The organism is Streptosporangium sp. NPDC049248, assembly GCF_040678965.1.
Classification (GTDB): Bacteria; Actinomycetota; Actinomycetes; order Streptosporangiales; family Streptosporangiaceae; genus Streptosporangium; species Streptosporangium fukuiense.
Window position 1 is genome coordinate 462,314 of the sequence record NZ_JBFAQY010000004.1, and the last position, 17,901, is coordinate 480,214.

16 protein-coding genes are annotated in these 17,901 nt (G+C 70.1%); 8 read left to right on the forward strand and 8 right to left on the reverse strand.

All coding sequences use genetic code 11. From position 1 onward, the window contains the following. Nucleotides 1-91: 91 nt before the first annotated feature. Nucleotides 92-772 carry a hemerythrin domain-containing protein gene (locus AB0K21_RS11340; RefSeq protein WP_364149334.1) on the forward strand — a complete coding sequence of 227 codons (681 nt, stop codon included), beginning with the start codon at nucleotides 92-94 and terminating at the stop codon, nucleotides 770-772. Between the two features lie 66 nt (nucleotides 773-838). Here AB0K21_RS11340 and AB0K21_RS11345 read toward each other — a convergent pair whose 3' ends face one another. After that, nucleotides 839-1,990, reverse strand: coding sequence for an acetyl-CoA C-acetyltransferase (locus AB0K21_RS11345; protein ID WP_364149336.1), 1,152 nt, complete (start codon nucleotides 1,988-1,990; stop codon nucleotides 839-841). 123 nt (nucleotides 1,991-2,113) lie between these two features. On the opposite strand from AB0K21_RS11345, the gene AB0K21_RS11350 reads away from it, so the two are divergent. Together AB0K21_RS11350 and AB0K21_RS11355 are read left to right on the forward strand one after the other, a co-directional pair. Next, nucleotides 2,114-2,803 (forward strand): TetR/AcrR family transcriptional regulator, encoded by a 690-nt coding sequence (locus AB0K21_RS11350; RefSeq protein ID WP_343980484.1) that lies wholly within the window; start codon nucleotides 2,114-2,116, stop codon nucleotides 2,801-2,803. An 84-nt stretch (nucleotides 2,804-2,887) separates the two neighbouring features. Continuing rightward, nucleotides 2,888-3,571: a DNA alkylation repair protein gene (locus AB0K21_RS11355; protein ID WP_343980481.1), complete on the forward strand. Its 684-nt coding sequence runs from the start codon at nucleotides 2,888-2,890 to the stop codon at nucleotides 3,569-3,571. A gap of 179 nt (nucleotides 3,572-3,750) precedes the next feature. Here the strand turns inward: AB0K21_RS11355 and AB0K21_RS11360 are convergent, their stop codons facing one another. The 5 genes from AB0K21_RS11360 to AB0K21_RS11380 all read right to left on the reverse strand — a co-directional run bounded on the left by AB0K21_RS11360 (nucleotide 3,751) and on the right by AB0K21_RS11380 (nucleotide 8,790). Continuing rightward, nucleotides 3,751-4,650: a carbohydrate ABC transporter permease gene (locus AB0K21_RS11360; RefSeq protein ID WP_343980477.1), complete on the reverse strand. Its 900-nt coding sequence runs from the start codon at nucleotides 4,648-4,650 to the stop codon at nucleotides 3,751-3,753. Between the two features lie 11 nt (nucleotides 4,651-4,661). After that, on the reverse strand, nucleotides 4,662-5,564 hold the full coding sequence (locus tag AB0K21_RS11365) for a sugar ABC transporter permease (RefSeq protein ID WP_343980474.1): 903 nt from the start codon (nucleotides 5,562-5,564) through the stop codon (nucleotides 4,662-4,664). A gap of 125 nt (nucleotides 5,565-5,689) precedes the next feature. Continuing rightward, a complete protein-coding gene (ngcE, locus tag AB0K21_RS11370; protein WP_364149339.1) occupies nucleotides 5,690-7,099 on the reverse strand; it encodes an N-acetylglucosamine/diacetylchitobiose ABC transporter substrate-binding protein in 1,410 nt (469 codons plus the stop codon). A 39-nt stretch (nucleotides 7,100-7,138) separates the two neighbouring features. After that, nucleotides 7,139-7,903 carry an SIS domain-containing protein gene (locus AB0K21_RS11375; protein ID WP_343980469.1) on the reverse strand — a complete coding sequence of 255 codons (765 nt, stop codon included), beginning with the start codon at nucleotides 7,901-7,903 and terminating at the stop codon, nucleotides 7,139-7,141. A gap of 2 nt (nucleotides 7,904-7,905) precedes the next feature. Next, nucleotides 7,906-8,790 (reverse strand): MurR/RpiR family transcriptional regulator, encoded by an 885-nt coding sequence (locus AB0K21_RS11380; protein WP_343980466.1) that lies wholly within the window; start codon nucleotides 8,788-8,790, stop codon nucleotides 7,906-7,908. A 189-nt stretch (nucleotides 8,791-8,979) separates the two neighbouring features. Between AB0K21_RS11380 and AB0K21_RS11385 the strand changes: the two genes are divergently transcribed. Then, nucleotides 8,980-9,348, forward strand: coding sequence for a hypothetical protein (locus tag AB0K21_RS11385; RefSeq protein WP_343980463.1), 369 nt, complete (start codon nucleotides 8,980-8,982; stop codon nucleotides 9,346-9,348). Between the two features lie 88 nt (nucleotides 9,349-9,436). On the opposite strand, the gene AB0K21_RS11390 is transcribed toward AB0K21_RS11385, so the two are convergent. Continuing rightward, on the reverse strand, nucleotides 9,437-10,519 hold the full coding sequence (locus AB0K21_RS11390) for an acetyl-CoA acetyltransferase (RefSeq protein WP_364149342.1): 1,083 nt from the start codon (nucleotides 10,517-10,519) through the stop codon (nucleotides 9,437-9,439). 446 nt (nucleotides 10,520-10,965) lie between these two features. Between AB0K21_RS11390 and glnII the strand changes: the two genes are divergently transcribed. The 4 genes from glnII (at nucleotide 10,966) to AB0K21_RS11410 (ending at nucleotide 16,446) form a co-directional block, all read left to right on the forward strand. Next, complete coding sequence (gene glnII, locus AB0K21_RS11395) at nucleotides 10,966-11,979, forward strand: glutamine synthetase (RefSeq protein WP_343980458.1); 1,014 nt, start codon at nucleotides 10,966-10,968, stop codon at nucleotides 11,977-11,979. 395 nt (nucleotides 11,980-12,374) lie between these two features. After that, nucleotides 12,375-13,274 (forward strand): helix-turn-helix domain-containing protein, encoded by a 900-nt coding sequence (locus AB0K21_RS11400; RefSeq protein WP_364149345.1) that lies wholly within the window; start codon nucleotides 12,375-12,377, stop codon nucleotides 13,272-13,274. A gap of 69 nt (nucleotides 13,275-13,343) precedes the next feature. Further along, nucleotides 13,344-15,008, forward strand: coding sequence for an FAD-dependent oxidoreductase (locus tag AB0K21_RS11405; protein WP_364149347.1), 1,665 nt, complete (start codon nucleotides 13,344-13,346; stop codon nucleotides 15,006-15,008). Nucleotides 15,009-15,024: 16 nt separating this feature from the next. Further along, nucleotides 15,025-16,446: an ATP-binding protein gene (locus tag AB0K21_RS11410; RefSeq protein WP_343980449.1), complete on the forward strand. Its 1,422-nt coding sequence runs from the start codon at nucleotides 15,025-15,027 to the stop codon at nucleotides 16,444-16,446. A 33-nt stretch (nucleotides 16,447-16,479) separates the two neighbouring features. Here the strand turns inward: AB0K21_RS11410 and AB0K21_RS11415 are convergent, their stop codons facing one another. Then, nucleotides 16,480-17,739, reverse strand: a complete 1,260-nt coding sequence (locus AB0K21_RS11415; RefSeq protein ID WP_343980446.1) for an alpha/beta fold hydrolase — start codon at nucleotides 17,737-17,739, stop codon at nucleotides 16,480-16,482. Nucleotides 17,740-17,901: the final 162 nt, after the last annotated feature.

Below are 17,901 nucleotides of genomic sequence, written 5' to 3' on the forward strand. Positions count from 1 at the left end.
ATGGCCTCCTCACCACCCCCATGTTTATGGGATACCGCTGCCCGGCGGCCCCTTCCTAGCCTTTTCAGCATTCGATCTGAAGGAGCCGAACATGGAACGGGACGACCTGTTCACCCACATTCACAAGGCACTGCGCCGGGGCCTGTTCGAGGTCACGATGCTGGCGGGCGCCACCGACTGGGCCGACGACGACGACGTCGAGCGGTTGGCGGCGCGCTGGCAGCCCCTGCTGGCGCTGCTGCGTTCGCACACCGAACACGAGGACCGGCACATCCTGCGCGTCCTGGACCCGTACGAGCACCAGGCCACCGACGCGATCGCCGAGCAGCACACGGACCTGGAGGAGCTGGAGCATTACCTGGCCGAGAGCTTCGACGCGCTCGTCGTCAAGCCCGATCCGGTGGCCGGCCTCGCCTTCTACCGCGACCTGGCCAGGTTCACCGCGGCCTACCTCCCGCACCTGCACGAGGAGGAGACCGTGGTGATGCCACGCATCTGGGCCCGCTGCACCGACGAGGAGATCGCGGCGGCACGGGCGGCGTTCATGGCCGAGATGACGCCGGAGATCCAGATGATCAGCCTGGAACTGATGTTGCCGTCCCTCGACCGACCGACCCGGACCGGGCTCGTCCGGCGGATGGCCGCCACGGCTCCGCCGGAGGTGGTGAAGGGTGTGCTCGCGATCGGCGACCGCGTGCTCGGCGCCGCCGACTCGGCCGCGCTCCACGCCCTCGTCTCCACTGCCCCGGCGAGCGGCGAACTCCATGCGTGACCGCTTGTTCCGCAGCACCGCAGCGGCCCCTCGACCGCTACGCCCCGCCTTGACGAACCGCCGGCTCTAGAGCCTTTCGATGATCGTGACGTTGGCCTGGCCGCCGCCCTCGCACATCGTCTGCAGCCCGTACCGGCCGCCGGTCCGCTCCAGCTCGTGCAGGAGCGAGGTCATCAGCCGGGCGCCGGTCGCGCCGAGCGGGTGGCCGAGGGCGATGGCACCGCCGTTGGGATTGACCCGGCCGGGGTCGGCGCCGGTCTCCTTCAGCCAGGCCAGCACGACGGGGGCGAACGCCTCGTTGATCTCGACGGCGTCGATGTCGCCGATCGTCATACCCGCCCTGCGCAGGGCGTACGCGGTGGCGGGGATCGGCGCGGAGAGCATCATGACGGGGTCGTCGCCGCGGGCGGAGATGTGGTGTATCCGGGCGCGCGGGGTCAGCCCATGGGCCTTGACCGCCCGCTCGGAGGCGACGAGAAGCGCGGCCGCGCCGTCGGAGATCTGCGAGGAGAGCGCGGCGGTGAGCCTTCCCCCCTCGACCAGGGTCTTGAGCCCGGCCATCCGCTCCAGACTGGTGTCACGACGCGGGCCCTCGTCGACGGAGACGCCCTCGTAAGGGACGATCTCGGCGGCGAAGCGACCCCCGTCGATCGCGCCGAGTGCCCGCCGGTGGGACTCGTACGCGAACTCCTCCATCTCAAGTCGCGATATATCCCATTTTTCGGCGATCATTTCGGCGCCTCGGAACTGCGACACCTCCTGTCCGCCGTACCGGGCCTGCCAGCCCTTGGAGCCCGCGAACGGGCTGTCGAAACCAAGCGCCTGCCCGGCGGTCATGGCATAGCCGATCGGGACCCGGCTCATGTTCTGCACACCGCCGGCGACGATCAGGTCGGCGGTACCCGACAGCACCGCCTGGGCGGCGAAGTGGAGTGCCTGCTGGGAGGAGCCGCACTGGCGGTCGACGGTGACGCCGGGCACCCCCTCGGGCAGATGGGCGGCCAGCCAGCAGGTGCGGGCGATGTCGCCGGCCTGCGGGCCGACGGTGTCGACGCACCCGAACACGACGTCGTCCACGGCCTCGGGGTCCACGCCGGTGCGCCCGACGAGTTCGCGGATGGCGTGGGCGCCCAGGTCGGCGGGGTGCGCGTCGGCGAGACCGCCGTTCCTGCGGCCCACCGGGGTACGGACCGCGCCGACGATGTATGCCTCGGTCATTGCTTGATCCCTTCGGTCTTCACCTGACGACAAGGGTAGCAAGCGCTTGGTTACAAAGAGGGGCCGGGATGAGCTGGCGCGTTTCGGTGAACAAGCGATTGCGCAAGGGCTCATAATGGTGGGGTGAACACGCGAAAGAACTCCGGCGGCGCGACCACGACCCCGGTCAAGCGCCAGGGCGGAACCAAGCGCGCGGCCGCATCCGGCCCCGCGTCAGAGCGCCGCGACCATCTCGTCAAACTCGCCGCCGAACTCTTCGCCCGCAAGGGCTTCCAGGCGACCACCGTCCGGGAGATCGCCGAAGAGGCCGGCATCCTCTCCGGAAGCCTCTACCACCACTTCGACTCCAAGGAGACGATCGTCGACGAGGTGCTGACCACCTTCCTCGACGACCTCGTCGGCCGCTACCGCGCCGCCCTGGAGCAGGACGGCGACGCCCGCACGATCCTCTCAGAGATGGTGCGCATCGGGTTCAGCACTCTGGAGCCCCACCGCGCGGCGATCACCGTCATGCAGAACGACTGGAACTACCTGCAGTCGCTCCCCGGTGACCGCTTCGACTACCTGGTCAAGGCCGAGGACGAGGTCGAGCGGATGTGGGTCGGGCAGATCAAGCTCGGCCAGGCCGCCGGCCTGTTCCGCGCCGACGTCGATCCCAAGCTCACCTATCGCATGATCCGCGACACCATCTGGGTGGCGGTGCGCTGGTTCCGCCCGGGAGGACGCCTCAACACCGCGGGTCTCGCCGAGCACTACATCACCGTCCTGTTCGACGGCCTGGCGACCGGCGAGCGGAGCAGCCAGAAGGCCTGACGCGTGAGCGGAACCCCGCGCGGAGAGCGACCCGGCCTGTGAGAATCAAGCCGTCCGCGAAGCGAACGGAAGTGGTGGGCGAGCGTGGAGATACTGCAGAAGGCCGTGCGCATGGCACTCACCGAGGTGGCCGACTCCGCCAAGGCCCCGGTCATGCGGGCCTACATGAAGTCGGAGATGCCCTTCCTCGGGGTGCAGGCCGCACCTCGCCGCGCGGCGCTGAAGCGGGTGTTCACCGAGTACTACATGGAGACGGCGCCCGCCTGGCGGGAGGCGACGCTGGCCCTGTGGCACGGGGCCGAGTACCGCGAGGAGCGCTACGCGGCGATCGAACTGACCGGCTTCCGTCTCTACCGGGGCTTCCAGACGCTCGACGCGCTGCCGATGTACGAGGAGATGATCGTCACCGGAGCCTGGTGGGACTACGTCGACGATCTCGCCGTCCACCGCGTCGGCGGCCTGCTCGCGGCCTTCCCCGACACCATGCGCCCCCTCGTGCTCCGCTGGGCCCGCGGCACCGACCTGTGGAAGCGCCGGACGGCCATCCTCTCCCAGAACCGCTTCAAGGCCGCCACCGACACCGGCCTGCTGTACGCCTGCATCGAGCCGAGCCTGTCGGACAACGACTTCTTCGCCCGCAAGGCGATCGGCTGGGCCCTGCGCGAGTACGCCAAGACCAACCCCGACGAGGTCGTCCGCTATGTCGACCACACCGGCATCAGCGGCCTGAGCCGCCGCGAGGCCCTGAAGAACCTCCCGGTGCGCTGACTCGCGTCCCACCGCGCCGCCGATCTCCCTCCAAACCCCCACGGTGACCGTCGGCCCGTTCGCGATCTCTCGGATGGGATACGGGTACGAACTCGGGAGCCCGCGTTCTCGTATGGCTGACGACGACTCTCGTCATTCGAGAGTGTCGAGGTGGAGTGGCGCCGGGACCCCGGTGGGCGCTATTTGAGGGCGCCCGCGGTGAGGCCCTTCTGGATCTGGCTCTGGAAGAGCGTGTAGACGATCATCATCGGCAGGATGGCCATGCTCAGCGCGGCGAACAGGGCCGACCAGTCGGCGTCGTAGCCGGCCGCCGTGGAGATGTCGGCGATGCCCTGGGTGAGCACCCATTTGTCCCTGTCCGAGGTGAGCAGCACCAGAGGCAGCTGGTACTGGTTCCACTGGCCGAGCACGTTGAAGATGGTCACGCTGACGATGCCCGGCTTGGCCATCGGGAGCATGATCCGGAAGAAGACCCGGGCGTGCGAGGCCCCGTCCACGAAGGCCGCCTCGGCCACCGCGCCCGGCAGCGTCCTGAAGAACGCGGCGAGGAAGAAGACCGTGAAGGGCAGCGAGTAGGCGATGTACACCAGCACCAGCCCGCCGTGCGTGTTCAGGCCGATGAACCGGCCGATCAGCGGGACCGTCCCCATGTTCTGCACGACGAAGAACAGCGGGGTCAGCGCCAGGTAGACCGGGAAGGCCAGGCCGGAGACGAACAGCAGATAGATCGCCCGGTTGCCGCGAAAGCGGTAGCGGGCCAGCACGTACGCGGCCATCGAGCCGAACAGCATGGTGCCGAAGGTGCCGAAGGCCACCACCACGATGCTGTTGATCATGTACTGGCCGATGTGCGCCTGCTCCCAGGCACGAGCCCAGTTGTCGAAGCGGAGGGAGGCAGGCAGCGACCAGGCGTCGCCGAAGATCTCGTCCTCGCTCTTCACCGAGGCGAGGAAGGTCCACACGATCGGCACGACGACCAGGACCGTCCAGACCAGCAGTGCGATGTGCGTCAGGGCCGACAGGGGGCCGAGCCGCCTCCTGCGCTCCTCGCGGGCCCAGGCCCGGCTCCGGGGAATCACGGCGTCCGCCACTAGAACTCGATCCGCTCACGTCGCGACAGGCGCAGGGCCAGTGTCGCGAACCCGATGGTGAAGAAGAACAGCACCACGCCCATCGCGGAGGCGTAGCCGAACTTGAAGTACTGGAAGGCGGTGCGGTAGATCTCCGCCGCCATCACGGTCGTGGAGTGGTCAGGACCGCCGTGCTCCGCCGTCATCACCCACACGATGGCGAAGACGTCCAGCGCGGCGATGCCGAGGTAGACCCAGCCGACCTGGATGGTGTCCCAGAGCAGCGGCAGCGTGACCCGCAGGAACAGCTGTATCCCTCCCGCGCCGTCGATCGCCGCCGCCTCGAACAGGTCGCGGGGGATGGAGGAGATGCCGGCGGAGAAGAGCACGACGTAGAAGCCGACGGCCTGCCAGACCAGCACGGCGAGGATCGACCAGAACGCGACCCTGGTGTCCGACAGGAAGCCGATCGGCTCGAACCCCAGGGCGATGAGCGGCGCGTTGAGCATCCCGCTGCGGTCGGGCCTGAAGACCTGCTGGAACAGTACGGCGACCACGGCTACGGCCAGCACCTGGGGGAAGAAGAACACCACCCGGTAGAACTTCGACCCCCAGATGCCCCCGGTGCCGCCCCGCCCGCCCGCGTTGAGCAGGAAGGCGAAGAAGAGCGCGATCCCCAGGGTCAGGATCGGCATCAGGACCAGCAGGATGAGGTTGTGGCCGACGGCCTTCCAGAACACGTTGTCGGCTCCGAGGCGCTGGAAGTTCTCCAGGCCCACCAGCCGCGGGCTCGCGTTCACCCCGCGCCAGTCGGTGAACGCGATGTAGAAGGCCTGCGCGTAGGGCGCGATCACGTAGATCACGTAGAGGGCCACCGGGATCACCAGGAATCCCGCGACGAACCGTGTCCGGCCGTGGTTCATGAGCGACTCGCCGTTCGGTGATCGGCGCGCCGCCGGGCGGGCCGGTGAACCGTGGACCTCAACGCGATCTCCTGCCTAGGGGGTGGTCGGTGCCGGCGTCCCCCGCTGTCGGACGGGGGCGGACGTCAGCGGCTGAACTTCTTCACCGAGGTGTCCTTCTTGATCGCGTCGGCCTTCTGCTGCGCCCGGTCCGCCCACGCGTCGACGGTCAGCTTGCCGGCCATGAGCTGCCCGGTCGCGGCGGCCACCTCGTCGTGCAGCTCGACGTACCACTTGCGGAACAGGAACCAGACGGCGTTGTCGCCGGCCGCGTTCAGCGCGGCCGCGGCGCTCTTGAGACCGGGCTTGAGCGTGTTGCCCTCCCCCGCGCCCTTGACGACGGTGAGCGTGGAGACCAGCTCCATGAACTTGCCCGCGCCCTCCTTGGAGAGCATGGCGCGCATGTACTCCAGGCCCGCGTTGGGGTTGGCCGACTTCGCCGAGACGACGTACTCCTCGCCGGGCCGGGCGTGCAGGGTGCCGTACGGCAGGGCGTCCGAGGAGCCGAAGTCGGGCAGCGGGAACATCGCGTAGCCGAAGTCGGCCGGGGTGGAGTCCTTCTGCTCGTTCTCCAGCCAGGAGCCGCAGGGCAACATGGCGACCTGGCCCTTGTTGTGCGCCGTCTGGGTCTGCACGTGGTCGAGTCCCGCGGTGCCCTGGAGCAGGTACTTCGACCCGAGCTCGGCGAAGGCCGTCGCGGCCTGCTTGACCGGCTCGGCCTTCCAGGCGCCGTCCTCGAGGTTGTCGATGTTCTTCAGCACGTCCTTGCCGCCGATCTTCGCGGCGAGCGTGAGGATGGTCTCGTAGATGTAGAAGGGGTGCTTGCCGGCGTAGGTGAAGGGCGCGATCTTGCCCGCCTTCTTGATGGTCTCGCACAGGGCCAGGAAGTCGGCCCAGGTCTTGGGGACCTGCCAGCCCTCGGCCTCGAAGAGCTTCTGCGAGTACCAGATGCCCCAGACGGTGGTGGCGTAGTTGAGGACGTAGGGCGTGCCGTCGTACTTGCCCAGCTCGATCGCGTTCGGGTCGATCGTGTCGCGTACCTTGACCGCAGGGTCGTCCCAGCTGGGCGCGTCGTACAGCGGCGTGAGGTCGGCGAGCTGACCGTCCTGGACCAGGGCGCCGAAGTCCATCGCGTTGGCGCCGGAGTTGTTGATGAACTCCGGCGGGTTCCCGCCGGCGAAACGCGGCTGGAGGGTCTTGGCGATCTCCTTGGTCGCGTTGTGCTTGATCTCCAGTTTGGGGTGCTTGGCCTGGAGCAGCTTCTCGTGGACGTCCTTGGCGTAGCCGTCGCCGAAACCGCCGTCGAAGATCCAGATCTCCAGGGGCCTGTCCTCGGCGAAGCCGAGCGGGTTGGCCGCGCTGGTGGCCCCGGGAGCGGGTGCCGAGGACGCGGCGCCGCCGTTGCTCGCGGGTGTGGCGCACGCGGACAGGGCGGGCAGGGCGAGGCCGGCCAGGGCCGCGCTGCGCAGGAGCTCGCGCCTGGATAGCTGGGTCATGCTTCCTCCTGGGGGTGGCCTGGAAGTGGCAGGCAGTGGTCAGGCACCTCGCCGGATCCTTCCGGCGTAGCGGTTCTCGAGAACACGGTTGTGCTCGTCTCCGCCGGTCACGTTGGCGGAGCGGTAGATCGGCGGAGTGTGGCCCGCCTCGACGAGCGTGCGCACCACCTCGGCCACGACCATCTGGGCCAGCAGCGCCGAGGTGATCGTGGAGACCGCCCCGAACGTGCCGCCGTCCGGGAGCGGGAGTACCGCGTCGCCGTACGGGGCGCGGTTGTCGAGCACCACGTCGGCGAGGTCGAGCAGCTTGCGGCCCGAGGGGTGGCGCGAGGTCATCTCGGTGCTGTGCCGTACGGAGGTCAGGGCGATCAGGCCGTGCCCCCGCTCCTTGACGATCGAGGCCAGCTCGACCACCGAGCCGTTCACCCCGGAGCTGGAGATCAGCACGAACACGTCCTGCGGCCGGACGGGCGCCAGGTCGTAGATCCGCCGGGCGACCGACGGGTCTCGCTCCAGCTCGCCGGGAGCGCCGAGGAGGGTGCCGACCGGGGCGTCTCCGTACAGGACGACGTCACGCAGGGCCAGACGGTTGCTGGGCACCAGGCCGCCCGCGCGCCCGGCGATCTCCATGGCGATCGCCTCGGAGTGCCCGGAGCCGAACGCCTGGATCACTCCGCCGTCGAGCAGGGAGGTGACCATCAACGCGGCCGCGTCCCGTACCGCGCTCTCCTGGCTCCGGGAGACCTCGTCCACCAGGGCCTTCACCTCATGGACGTACTCGGCGGCCCCGATATTGATGTCCACACTCAGTTCCTCTCCACGCGGTGGCTCTCCAGAGCCCGGATCGTCAGCTCGAACGCCTCGTTGGTCTGCTCGTAGGTGCGCTGCGCGACCGCGACGTAGACGGTGTCGAGGACGAAGAGCTGGGAGTGGACGGCGGCCAGGCCGCCCAGCCGGAAGGTGGTCTCGCGGCTGGCGGTGGTCAGCACCAGCTCCGACAACTCCGCCAGTGGGGAACGGGCGAAGGAGGTGACCGCGACGGTCAGCGCGCCCCGGTCCCCGGCCTCGCCGAGGGACTCCAGCACCTCGCGGGTGCGGCCCTGGTGGGAGATGCCGATGGCGACGTCGCCCTCGCCGAGCAGCGCCGCGTCGGCGAGCGCCTCGTGCGCGTCGGCGTGGCTCCAGCAGGGGACCCGGATGCGGCGCAACCGCCCGCCCATCATCCCGGCCACCGCCCCGCTGGTGGAGACCCCGAAGATGAGGACGCGGCGGGCCGCGACGATGGCCTCGGCGACCTTGGCGACGGTGCCCGCGTCGAGTTGGGCCGCGGTCTCCTGGATGAGCCGCGAGTCGGCGGCGGCCATCACGCCGATCGCCGCGTCGAGCGGGTCGGTGGGGCCGATCTCGTGGCCCACCCCCATGTCCCAGTTGGCCTGCGCCGCACGGCCGGTCTCGGTGGCCAGCGCGACCCGTAGCCCGGCGTACCCCGCGAAACCGAACACCCTGCAGAAACGGGTGACCGTGGCGGGCGAGCTGCCGCTCCGCTCGGCCAGCGTGATGATCGTGGATCGTGCCGCCTCCGCGGGGTCGGCCAGGATCGCCTCCCCCACCCGGCGCAGTGCCTCCGGCAGCGCGGGCGTCTCGGTCTGGATGCGTCCGAGCGCACCTGCGGCCACAAGCATTCCTTTCATCAAGAATCATCTGGGTGAAAATTATTCTCAACTCGGGGCCACGTCAAGACCATCGGGGGCATAGTGGAGGGCGTGACACCGGTGGCTCCGGAGCCCGTGGAGAAGTTCCGACAACCTCCGCCGCCTTTCGAGCGTCGTTCATGGCAAAGGTTCCAGAAAAGGAGCCGCCCGACGGAGGCGAACCCCACGATGACTCCACGTCCGGCCGACACGCCGCATCAGGTTTCCGGTGCGCACGTCCACGACGAGCTGGCCGCCCGGCGCGCCCGGCGCGCCCGGGACCAGAGACTGCGCAACGACCCGCACCTCCGGCTGCTCGAACGCGAGCACGGAGTCCGCTTCACGGTCGAGGAGCTCCAGGCCGCGGACCGGCAGGCCCAGGAGACGCGGGCGCCGCGCCACGAGGAGCCGACGCTGGACGAGGAGACGCGCTCCCTGCAGCTGCTCGTCTGGCGCCGCCTGGGCCCGAGGGGGTTCCAGGGGTTCATGCGGGATCTGGAGGAGATGGAGGCCGAGCTCGCCAGGTCTCGGGAGGACGACTGGGACGAGTCCAGCTGAGCCCGTCCGGCCCCGCGCCCGCCGCGCCCCGCCGAGTGGCCGCCCCGGCGTGGCCGGCGCTCGCCCACCCCCCGCGCGCGTCGCGGCCTCAGCCGGGACGGACCAGCAGGGCCGCGCTGCCGTAGCTGCCGCCGAACCCGGTCACCAGCGCGGTCTCGCGACCCGCCCTGAGCTCCCTCACCGCCTGTGCCACGTTGTTCAGCCCGTGCACGTACCCCTCCGACAGCAGGCCGCCGTGCGGATTGACCCGGGCGTGGCGGCGGGCGAGGAGGAACTCGCCCAGCTCGGCCCGGCGGGCCAGGCCGAAGTCCTCCAGTTGCCGGGGCACCAGCCAGGAGTAGGCGTCGTAGAGCAGGGCGACGTCCACGTCCCGGGGCCGCATGCCCGACGTCTCCCACAGGGGGGCCGCGACATGGGCGGAGAAGACCGCGGTGACGTCGGGCGAACGGTCCATGGACGAGCAGCCCGGCCCTCCTCCTCTGACCACGGCGTGGATCCGGGGAGCCTCAGGGGCGAGCCGCGCGTCACGGATCACCAGCGCACAGGCGCCGTCCGTCTCCTGGCAGCAGTCGACGGTCCGCAGCGGTGCGCAGACGTACGGCCTGGCCAGGTACTCCTCCAATGAGAGCGGATCGCGCCGCAGGGCACGCGGGTTGGCCGCGGCGTTGTCGCGCGACTGGGCGACCACCGCGTGCAGATGCTCCTCTCCCAGGCCGGTCTCGTGCAGGTAGCGCTGCGCCGCCAGGGCGAACATCGGGATCGGTCCCGCCATGCCGTACGGGATCGTGAAGCGCTCCTGCGGGCCGGTGGAGACGGTGTTCATGCGCCTGCCCGAGCGGCCGTTCAGCGCCCGGTAGACCAGCACGCTGCTCGCGACGCCGCAGGCGATGAGCATCGCCGCGTCGCCGAGGATGGACGCCGCCTGGGTGCCGCCGCCGGAGATGTCGTTGTGCCAGCCCAGCCTTTCGATCCCCAGTGCCCTCGCGACACCGACCACGGGGACCGAGTCGTTCATGTGGTAGCTGAGGACCGCGTCGACCTGCCCGGCCGCCAGGCCGGCGTCGGCCAGCGCGGCGCGGGACGCCTCGACGGCGAGTTCCAGCTCGGTCCTGCCCGAGGCCCGCGTCAGGGCCGTCATCCCGAGGCCCGCGACGGCCGCCCTACCTCGCATCCGACTCCTGACAGATCGGGTCGCCCGCCGAGACGGGGCGCGATCCGTCCCGGCGGACGACGTCCGTGGACCGCCGGGACGTCGTGGACGCGGGCGGATCTCGGCCATCGCCCGTCACGGTAACGCGGCCCTCGCTCTTAGGCAAGCGCTTGCTCGGTTAACTGGACGACGGACCGGCCCGGGGGCGAAGGGCCGGCCGCCCTCGACCTCCGCCCGCCGTTCCGCGGCACGCCGTCTCCCACGCGGTGGACGGCCACATCGCGCCGATCATCCGACAAAAGGGCAGCTCACAGGGGCAGAGAGCGGCATGTGCGGTTTTCGGGGCGGCCGCTGCCTGCCCGGATGAAGCCGGGTAACACTCTGTTCACATACGGGCAACAGCTGCGAAATCGCGACTTGCGAGTCTTTGGTGGCAGCAGACACCTCCACCCTCAAGGACTCCGCCGATGACCTTCAAGGCCGAATACATCTGGATCGACGGTACCGAGCCGACCGCCAAGCTCCGCTCAAAGACCAAGGTCATGGCGGACGGTGCCGAACTCCCGATCTGGGGCTTCGACGGATCCAGCACCAACCAGGCCGACGGTTCCTCCTCGGACCGCGTGCTCAAGCCGGTGTTCACCTGCCCGGACCCGATCCGCGGCGGCGGCAACGTGCTGGTGCTGTGCGAGGTGCTCAACCCCGATATGACCCCGCACGCCAGCAACACCCGCGCGGCCCTCGCCGAGGTCGCGGAGAGGTACGCCGCCCAGGAGTCGTGGTTCGGCATCGAGCAGGAGTACACCTTCTTCAAGGAGGGTCGTCCGCTCGGCTTCCCGCTCGGCGGTTTCCCCGCTCCGCAGGGTGGTTACTACTGCGGCGTCGGCGCCGACGAGGTCTTCGGCCGCGAGATCGTCGAGAAGCACCTCGACTACTGCATCGAGGCGGGCCTGGCCATCTCCGGCATCAACGCCGAGGTCATGCCCGGACAGTGGGAGTTCCAGATCGGCCCGGCCGGTCCCCTGGAGGTCTCCGACCACATGTGGATCGCCCGCTGGCTGCTCTACCGCACCGCCGAGGACTTCAACATCGCCGCCACCCTGGACGCCAAGCCGGTGAAGGGTGACTGGAACGGCGCGGGCGCGCACACCAACTTCTCCACCAAGGCGATGCGCGAGGGCTACGACCCGATCATCACCGCCTGCGAGGCCCTCGCGGCGAACGCCCTGGAGCACGTCAAGTACTACGGCGCCGGCATCGAGGACCGTCTCACCGGCCTCCACGAGACCGCCCCCTGGAACGAGTTCAGCTACGGCGTCTCCGACCGCGGCGCCTCGGTCCGCATCCCCTGGCAGGTCGAGGTGGAGAAGAAGGGCTACATCGAGGACCGGCGTCCGAACGCCAACGTCGACCCTTACCTGGTGACCCGCCTCATCGTGAACACCTGCTGTTCCGCTCTGGAGAAGGCCGAGCAGGTCTGATCCCGACCGAAGAACGCGAAGGCCGCGAACGTCCTGCCGGGGGCGTCCGCGGCCTTCCGCTTTCCCCGGCGGCGACCGCACGGTGGCCGGCGCCGGTGGACCGAAATATCAAACCCCAAATAAAAGCAAAATGTCGGCATACCGCCCCTCGGGTCGGTCCGTCGTCCGGTTCCGCGCCCCTACCACCCCGGCGGGAACGGCCTCTCGCCCCGCCCTGCCGGTACAGGCGGGCGCCAAGCCCGCGACCGTCTCGAACGTGGGAACCACAAACGGGGAGGCGATTCACCGGCCGGGTAAACCCGATGGCCGCCAACCCGGGTGCGTGACGAAAATCCCACGAAACAGCTGCTTTAGGACAGCGCTAAAGGGGTAGCTTGCGCCGTACCATAACTGCGATGCAGGACGTAGTGGAGCAATTACAGCGTTTGGGGATGTCGGGCTACGAGGCCAAGGCGTACGTCACCCTGGTCGGTGCCGGCAAGCCTCTCAACGGCTACGAGGTCGCCAAGCGTTCAGGCGTGCCACGCAGCATGGTCTACGCGACCCTGGGCAAGCTGGTGGCCAAGAGCGCGGCCTACGAGTTGCGTGGCGCCGACGACACCGTCGACTACCTGCCGCTGCCACCGCGCTCCCTGCTGGAACGCATGCGCCGGGAGTTCGACGACTCGATCGAGTCGCTGGAGGTCTCGCTGCCCGTGATCGTGGCGTCCCCCAGGGCCCACCTGATCCACAGCCTCAAGGGCTCGGAGGCACTGCTCGCGCGGGCCGAGGACGTGGTGGCCGAGGCGCGCACCGACCTGTTCCTGTCGATCTGGCCCGAGGAGATGGAGCGGCTCTCCCCGCTGGTCGGGCGGGCCGTCGAGCGCGGGGTCGAGACCGCGGTGGTGCACTTCGGATCGGCGCGGAAGCCGGTCGGCGGCTTCTACGAGCACCGTTTCCCCTCCCCGTGCGCGACCGCCGAGGAGCAGGAGGGGCAGGCGGGCCAGGACCACCGGCTGCTGGTCGTCACCGGCGACCGGCGGGAGACCCTGGTCGGCGGCTTCTCCGGCGGCACCGTGTGGGGCGTCTACACCGAGGACCCGGCCGTCGTCGCGATGGCCGTCCAGTACGTCAGGCAGGACATCGCCCTGCAGATCATCGCCGACCGGATCGGTCACGAGAACATGCGCGAGCTCTGTGCCGGCGACCCCGAGCTCAGGCGCTTCCTCACCGGACACGGCTGCGCCACCGCGCTGCTACACGCCGCCGGGATGCCCGGCGCTCCCGATTCCACGCCCGATGGACGGTTGCTTTAACACGAATATGACATCCTTCGGAGGGATTATCCCCATATCGAGGGCCGCTATCTTGGGGGAAGACAGCAGATGGATAAACCGGTCATCATGACGGTCGACGACGATCCGGGGGTATCCCGCTCCGTCGCGCGCGACCTGCGGCGCCGCTATGGCCATTCCTACCGGATCGTCCGGGCCGACACCGCTGCCCAGGGCATCGAGAGCGTCCGCGAACTTCGGCTCCGCGGCGACGACGTCGCGGCGATTCTCGCCGACTACCGGATGCCCCAGATGAACGGCGTGGAGTTCCTGGAACAGGCCATGGACCTGTACCCGTACGCCCGCCGCGTGCTGCTGACCGCCTACGCCGACACCGAGGCCGCGATCCAGGCGATCAACGTGGTCGACCTCGACCACTACCTGCTCAAGCCGTGGGATCCGCCGGAGGAGAAGTTCTACCCGGTGCTGGACGCCCAGCTCGACGCCTGGCAGCGCACCGACCGGCGCGAGTCCGACGAGCTGCGGGTGGTGGGCGCGCGCTGGTCGGCTCCCTCGTACGAGGTCAGGGACTTCCTGTCGCGCAACCAGGTGCCCTACCGCTGGATGCTGGACGACTCCCCCGAGGGCGCCGAGCTGCTCGCGGCGGCCGGGGAGAAGGCCGACACGGGTCCGGCCAGGGTGCCGCTGGTCGTCACCGGCGACGGCGCGAAACTCAGCGCGCCGAGCCTGTCCGAGCTGGCCCAGGCCGTCGGGCTGTCCACCGCGCCGGCCACCGACTTCTACGACCTGATCGTGATCGGGGGCGGCCCCGGCGGGCTGGGCGCCGCGGTCTACGGCGCCTCCGAGGGACTGCGCACGGTGATGGTCGAGCAGCACGCCTCGGGCGGGCAGGCGGGCCAGAGCTCCAGGATCGAGAACTACCTGGGCTTTCCCGACGGCGTCTCCGGCGCGCAACTCGCCGACCGGGCCAGGCGCCAGGCCCTGAAATTCGGCGCCGAGCTGCTCACCGCCCGCACGGTCACCAGCCTTGAGGTCAAGGGGCAGGCCCGGGTGGTCGGCTTCGCCGACGGCGGCACGATCGCGGCGCACACCGTCATCCTGGCCACCGGCGTCTCCTACCGGCGGCTCGACGCCCCCGGCCTCGACGACTTCATCGGCTCCGGCTGCTACTACGGCGCGGCCGTGACCGAGGCACCCGAGTGCGCCGACCGCGAGGTCTACATCGTCGGCGCCGCCAACTCCGCCGGGCAGGGCGCGGTCTACCTGTCGGGGTACGCCAGCAAGGTCCACCTGGTCGTCAGGGGCGACGGGCTGGAGCGGACCATGTCGCACTACCTGATCGAGCAGATCTCGCAGATCCCGAACATCGAGGTGCTCACCGAGACCGAGGTGGTCGGCGCCGAGGGCGAGGGGCACCTGGAGCGGATCACGCTGAAGGGCCCGGACGGCGAGCGCACGGTCGGGGCCGAGTGGCTGTTCGTCTTCATCGGCGCCGAGCCGTTCACCGACTGGCTCGGCGAGACCGTCGAGCGCGACGCCAGGGGCTTCGTGCTGACCGGCCCCGACCTGACCGCCGACGAGAGCAGGCCGCGCAACTGGCCGCTCCGGCGGGAGCCGTACCACCTGGAGACGAACGTTCCCGGGGTGTTCGCCGCCGGCGACGTCCGGGCCGACTCGATCAAGCGGGTCGCCTCCGCGGTCGGCGAGGGCGCGATGGCCGTGGCCCTCGTCCACCGCTACCTGGAGAAGACCTGATCGGCAAGGAGGTCACATGATCGACACGGATGTGCTCCGCGGGCTGTTCCTCTTCGAGAGGCTCGACGAGGACAAGCTCCGCTGGCTCGCCGAACACGGGACCGAGGAGGAGTACGGAGCGGGCGAGCCGATCGTCAGGCAGGGTGATCCGGCCGACTGCTTCGCCGTGCTCATCGACGGCGAGGTGATGATGGTCACCGAGACCCCCGCCGGACCGGTCACGATGACCCCGACCTCGCAGCCCGGCGTCTACGCCGGCGCGGTCCTGGCCTACCTGGGCGACCGCGCCCCGGCCACCTACGCCCACTCGCTGCGCGCCACCAAACCGACCCGCATGTTCATGCTCCCGGCCAGGAAGTACGGCATGATCATGGCCGAGTGGTTCCCGATGGCGGTGCATCTGCTGGACGGGGCCCGCCTGGGCGGGCTGGCGCAGCGGGAGCTCATCGACCGGCGGCAGCGGCTGACCGCGCTCGGCACGATCACCGCCGGGCTCACCCACGAGCTCAACAACCCGGCCGCGGCGGCGGTACGGGCCGTGGACGACCTGCGGGTGAAGGTACGGAGTTCGCGCAGGCGGCTGGCCGCACTGGCGGAGGAGGGCATCGAGCCCGAGCGGCTGCGCGAGTTGGTCGACCTGCAGGAGGCGTGCGCCGACAGCACCTCGAAGGCGCCGCCCCGCTCGCCGCTGGAGACCTCCGACGCCGAGGACGAGCTGTCCGAGGCGCTGGAGGAGGCCGGGGTCTCGGACGCCTGGGAGATCGCGCCGGCGCTGGTGGCGGCCGGGTTCGAGGTCGGCAGGCTCGACGCCGTCCGTGAGGCGATCGGCGACCGGCACCTGGACGCGGCGATGCACTGGCTGTCGGAGGCCACCGAGATCTCCCAGATGCTGAACGAGGTGACGGACGCGACCGAGCGGATCTCCTCGCTGATCGCCTCCGCCAAGCAGTACTCCCAGATGGACCGGGCGCCCTACCAGACGGTGGACGTGCGGGAGCTGCTCGACAGCACCCTCACCATGTTCCGCGGCAAGATCCCGCCGGGGATCACCATCGCCACCGACTACGACCCCGGGCTGCCGCCCATCCCCGCCTACGCGGGGGAACTCAACCAGGTGTGGACCAACCTGATCCACAACGCGCTGGACGCGATGACCGGCAGCGGTGTCCTGACCGTCCGCACCCGCCTCGAACACGACACGATCGCGCTGATCGAGATCTGCGACACCGGCCCCGGCGTCCCCGAGGCCCTGCGCGAGCGGATCTTCGAGCCGTTCTTCACCACGAAGTCGGTGGGCGAGGGCACCGGGCTCGGCCTGGACATCTCCTTCCGCATCGTCGCCGGTCGTCACGGCGGCGACCTGCGCGTGGAGTCGAAGCCCGGCGACACCCGCTTCCAGGTGCGCCTCCCCGTCACCGAGACGTCCGTCCCGGCCTGATCCGGCACCGCCGGGCGCCGGGGTCGCCGGGCCTCAGGAGCCGTGGACGCCGCCCGCGATGTCCATCAGGCGGGCGAGGACCTTGCCGCCGGAGACCCGGACGCCGTCGTGCTCCCACTCGTTGGTCACCCAGGTCCGCACGTTGCCCACCGCGCGCGCGGTGCGCATGGACAGCCCCTCATCGACGTACATGTCGTCGTAGTAGACGGCGGCGACCACCGGGACCCGGTTGGCGGCCAGCCGGGCCGGGTCGTAGAGGGCGGGCCAGCCGGAGACGGTGGCGAGGATCTCGGCGGCGCCCCTGAAGGGGCGGAGCGCGGCGATCTCGTCGAACATCCAGGGGTAGATCATCTCCCCGGTGGGGAGCGTCGGTCCCGCGTCCTCGTGGAACTCCTCGGGCAGCAGCCGGTGCGCGGCCCAGTCCGTGGCGGCGCCCTGGGCGTAGATCGACTCGTGCAGGACCGCGTAGAGCGGGTTGCCGACGAAACCGGTGGCCATCATGACCTCGTACCGGAAGAGGTCGGAGAGCCTGCCGCCGGTCCAGGCCTCCTCCAGCAACCAGTGCAGGTATTCGGCGCCGTCGCTCATCCCCAGGCACATGCCGAGGGTCTGCAGGCGGCGTACGGTCAGCACGTCGCCGTCGGGGAGCGAGACCTCGTGCAGGCGCAGGTGGGCGGCTATCGCGTCCAGGCGGCCCGAGTCCTGCGGGTAACGGGCGAAGTAGCGGCGCACCTTGTCCAGGACCCGCGGGTAGGTGCGGGAGTAGACGTCGTCGGCGGTGGCGTCGAGCCCGGCCAGGCCGCCGGTCACGTAGCAGGTCGCCAGGCCCTCGGGGGCCAGCGAGAGGTAGGTCAGCGTGATGAAGCCACCGTAGCTCTGGCCGAGGGTCTCCCACGGCCGGTCACCGGCGAGCTCTCGCCGGATCAGCTCGGCGTCGGCCACGATCGAGTCGGCGCGGAAGTGCCCGAGGCGGGCGGCGAGCTCGGCGTCCGTGCCGCGCACCGTCTTCGCGGTGACGGGGGTGCTGCGGCCGGTCCCCCGCTGGTCGAGCAGGAGGACGCGATGGGTCTTCAGCGCCTGCCCCAGCCACCCCTCCGCGGCGGTCGGGCGCGGCGACTTGCCGCCGGGACCGCCCTGCAGGAAGAGCAGCCACGGCAGGTCATCCCGCCGCCTGGCCGGGTCCACCGCCTCCCGGGCGAAGACCTCGATCGTCTCGCCACCGGGGTCGGCGTGGTCGAGGGGAACGGTGAACACGTGGTCGGTGAGCGCCACACCGGGCAGAAGGACAGTCACCCCGGAAAACTACCCGACCCCGTGGCCGTCGTTTCCTGGCGGGCGCGGCACTTCCCCGGAGGCGGAGAACTGGTACGCTTCCCAAGCGAGCGCTTGGTTTCGCGCGGCCTGCCGCGACCGAGACCGCGGAACGGGACAGCCGGAGACGACCGCCAGGGGACA

Bases quoted from the DNA above. Each gene is read 5' to 3' on its own strand.
- AB0K21_RS11340 (WP_364149334.1), top strand. From the start codon at position 92: ATGGAACGGGACGACCTGTTCACCCACATTCACAAGGCACTGCGCCGG.
- AB0K21_RS11345 (WP_364149336.1), bottom strand. From the start codon at position 1,990: ATGACCGAGGCATACATCGTCGGCGCGGTCCGTACCCCGGTGGGCCGC.
- AB0K21_RS11365 (WP_343980474.1), bottom strand. From the start codon at position 5,564: ATGAACCACGGCCGGACACGGTTCGTCGCGGGATTCCTGGTGATCCCG.
- ngcE (WP_364149339.1), bottom strand. From the start codon at position 7,099: ATGACCCAGCTATCCAGGCGCGAGCTCCTGCGCAGCGCGGCCCTGGCC.
- AB0K21_RS11380 (WP_343980466.1), bottom strand. From the start codon at position 8,790: ATGAAAGGAATGCTTGTGGCCGCAGGTGCGCTCGGACGCATCCAGACC.
- AB0K21_RS11385 (WP_343980463.1), top strand. From the start codon at position 8,980: ATGACTCCACGTCCGGCCGACACGCCGCATCAGGTTTCCGGTGCGCAC.
- AB0K21_RS11390 (WP_364149342.1), bottom strand. From the start codon at position 10,519: ATGCGAGGTAGGGCGGCCGTCGCGGGCCTCGGGATGACGGCCCTGACG.
- glnII (WP_343980458.1), top strand. From the start codon at position 10,966: ATGACCTTCAAGGCCGAATACATCTGGATCGACGGTACCGAGCCGACC.
- AB0K21_RS11400 (WP_364149345.1), top strand. From the start codon at position 12,375: ATGCAGGACGTAGTGGAGCAATTACAGCGTTTGGGGATGTCGGGCTAC.
- AB0K21_RS11405 (WP_364149347.1), top strand. From the start codon at position 13,344: ATGGATAAACCGGTCATCATGACGGTCGACGACGATCCGGGGGTATCC.
- AB0K21_RS11410 (WP_343980449.1), top strand. From the start codon at position 15,025: ATGATCGACACGGATGTGCTCCGCGGGCTGTTCCTCTTCGAGAGGCTC.